This is a genomic window from cf. Phormidesmis sp. LEGE 11477, assembly GCF_015207105.1.
Taxonomy (GTDB): domain Bacteria; phylum Cyanobacteriota; class Cyanobacteriia; order Phormidesmidales; family Phormidesmidaceae; genus Phormidesmis.
On the sequence record NZ_JADEXO010000226.1, the window covers coordinates 1 to 2,873 of the forward strand.

The 2,873-nt window shown below is 53.5% G+C and carries 3 protein-coding genes; 1 reads left to right on the top strand and 2 read right to left on the bottom strand.

The window, feature by feature from the left end:
- Positions 1–17: 17 nt before the first annotated feature.
- The gene (locus IQ256_RS28750; RefSeq protein ID WP_193859106.1) at positions 18–1,406 is read right to left on the bottom strand and encodes a hypothetical protein; all 1,389 of its coding nucleotides are present in this window, start codon (positions 1,404–1,406) and stop codon (positions 18–20) included.
- On the bottom strand, positions 1,403–1,870 hold the full coding sequence (locus IQ256_RS28755; RefSeq protein ID WP_193859107.1) for an SRPBCC family protein: 468 nt from the start codon (positions 1,868–1,870) through the stop codon (positions 1,403–1,405). Before IQ256_RS28755 ends, IQ256_RS28750 begins: the two co-directional genes overlap by 4 nt.
- Positions 1,871–2,002: 132 nt before the next feature.
- Between IQ256_RS28755 and IQ256_RS28760 the strand changes: the two genes are divergently transcribed.
- On the top strand, positions 2,003–2,873 hold an 871-nt coding region (locus IQ256_RS28760), incomplete at its 3' end, for a right-handed parallel beta-helix repeat-containing protein (protein WP_193859108.1).

Consider the following 2,873-nt stretch of genomic DNA (forward strand, 5'->3'; position numbering starts at 1 on the left):
CCTTATCGTCGGCAGCGTCAGATGTGTATAAGAGACAGGTCTTCTGGCATGTCTACTAGGCCAGAGCGCCATATCTTTAGCTGGGCGTCTTGGGTCTGTTGAATATAGCCCGTTAATATGCTGAATATCTCAGTCAACCGCTGGTGAAAGGCCACGAGCAGATCGCCGCTGCCGCAGGCTGGATCGAGGACTCGCAGCGCGGGTAAAATCTCTTGGATCAGGCGACGACACAGCCGGGCGTCCGCGTTGAAGAGTCGATCGTTGAGTGTCTGCGCTTTGGAATTGTCAGCTAACAGTTCTACTTGCGAAGAAGATTTCTGCAAACTAGAGGATAGCGTTTGTTCTAGTCGCTGTTGAATCAGGGCATCTAGGATGCGATCGCCCACCGCCCGACTCGATACTTTTCTCGCACCTGTTCCCCCCACAGATCGCGCTAGCCAATACGCCAACGCGCCGCCCATCCAAGGATTGAATCCATCGGCACTGGCCTGCTCACTCAGCCAGCCCAGTCCTTCTTCTAGAGCCGTATCCTCAATCGAGATATCAGCATACGCCGCCTCTAACCAATGCGTATCAAACAAACTACCCAAGAAAGGCACTTTGCCAATTGTTGTTTGTAGCGCAATCGGTCGCTCGATTTCTGGCAAAGATAAACTTTGATAGAGCGGCTGCAAACAAGATTTAAAGAAGACTCTCTCACCTCGCTGTATAAAGGCGCTAAACCGAGACTGTAGATACCAGGTATCGCCCGCTAGCCAGCCTTTTTGCTGAATTTGTTGAATTAACATTAGCCGCCGTAGCGTCAGCGCTGCATAGGTTCTTTTATGGACGATATCTTCAATGCCGTTCACGCCTTCGCTAAGCTGAGTCAGCAGTTGTTCAAAGCGATCGCACCCCTGCGGCTCTGGTTCAACAGTTGGAAACAGTCCGCCGCCCGCTGCTAGCCGCTGTAGCCGATAGTCCCACAGCGCCATCGGCTGACTCACTACGTACAAAGCGCTTTCAAACGCAGACGAACACCACAGGCTCTGAGTCTTCTGGGCCGCTACGATAATCAACAAAGGTGAGTTTTTAGCAGCCTCTCCAGCAGTGTCATCAGCAGCGTCTGCTGATGTGTTGACGACTTCTGCCGTCAGCGTCTCATGAGTGCAAATCGCCGCGTAGAGCTGAGCGCGTAGCGTTGGGGTAAAGCGAGTTTTCTCGGGTAAGACTACCTGCCAAGCCGTCTGCACCCCTGAGGAGCGATCGCGTTCGGCAATCGGCACACAGCACTGACCTAAAGACGTGATCCGGTCGGTAAAAGCGCGCGGGGCAGACCAGCCGAGAACTTGAATAAACAAATGGCTGAGATGATGCGATCGCAGCTGCTCTCTAGCTGTCGCCAAATCCACCACGGCCAGCGTCAACTTTCTACAGTGACCGTTTGATCAGTATGCGCCAGCGCGTACTCTCTAAAGCGATCTAAATCGGCTTGCAGCGTCGAGGTGACCACTCGATCCACAAACGAGCTGCTCATCATCATCCGTGCCAAAATCGACGGCAGCGCGTAGGAAATACTCATCTTCACCGTGCTTTTGCCATTCTTGTGTCCATAGAACCGAATCGCCCCTCGATTGGGCAAGCCGTCCACCGACTCCCACTGAATCACCTGCTTAGGCACCACTTTTACCAGGCGCGACATCCACGAAAAAGAAAGCCCGGTCGTCTCCAGCTTCCATCTCGATAGCGCCGGATCTTCTTCTAGCACTTCGACAGAGCTGATCCACTTCATCCAGTTTGGCATTTGAGCAATATCTGACCACAGCGCCCATACCGCTTCAATCGGTCGATCTACCTCTACATGCACGCTGTGCTCTAGCCACTCAGCCATAGAATTTTCTGCTCGTCTGGTTTGGTTACCTAGTTTGGTGACCTGGTTTGCTTGTTTGGGATTCTCTTGAACGCTATTCTTGAACGCTTATATTCTACTGTGATAGTGAACGGGGTGAGAGAGATTGCCGCCATGTCAGTTATATATGTCAGCCCTACCGGACAAAATAGCCAAAGAGGCACTGCCCAATTCCCGTTGAAAACCGTTACCGCCGCTTTGACAAAGGCCGTGACTGGCAGCATCATTCAGCTTGCGCCTGGCACCTACAATGACGAACAATTTCCCCTAATCGTTCCGGCTGGCGTCACCCTCGCTGGCGACTCAGCGCCCGCTGTGATCATTCGCGGCGGCGGCAGCTATCAGCCGGCACCCGCTAGAAATGCATCCTCTAGCAATACGCCTTCTAGAAATGTGGCCGTCGTTCTACAAGATGGCGCTCAGCTTCGCGGCCTCACCCTGACCAATCCTCAAGGCACAGGTCTAGTCATTCCAACTGGCACTCCCCTTATCATTAAAAATCGAATCAACAACTGCCAGCAGCACGGGGCGCTGATTACTGACAGCGCTCGCCCCTTCTTTTCCGAAAACGAATTCGACCGAAACGGCGAAACCGCGATCGCCCTCGTAGATCGGGCCAGAGCCGAAATCCGCCAAAACCGCTTCACCAACAGTGGCGAAGCCATCACCACCCGCGCCCAGTCTGCCCCTTTAATCATCAACAACCAGTTCAACAGCAATCGTACTGCCCTGCTCGTGCTTGATTTTTCTAGGCCCGTCCTGCGGCAAAATCAGGCGATTGGCAGTCAGCAAGTCGGTCTGTGGACTCGCGACCAGGCTAAACCCGACATCGGCCACCCGCAAGATCTGGGCAACAATCACTTTGAAGGCAAACGCTTCGATATCTGCAACGACGCGATCGCCCCCATCGCTACCGCTGGCAATCAGATCACCCCGACTAAAACAAAAGGCCGTATCACTTACCTCCCCAGCCAAATCCCCGATC

Excerpts from the sequence above, each read along its gene's own strand:
- IQ256_RS28755 (WP_193859107.1), bottom strand. The coding sequence starts at position 1,870 with ATGGCTGAGTGGCTAGAGCACAGCGTGCATGTAGAGGTAGATCGACCG.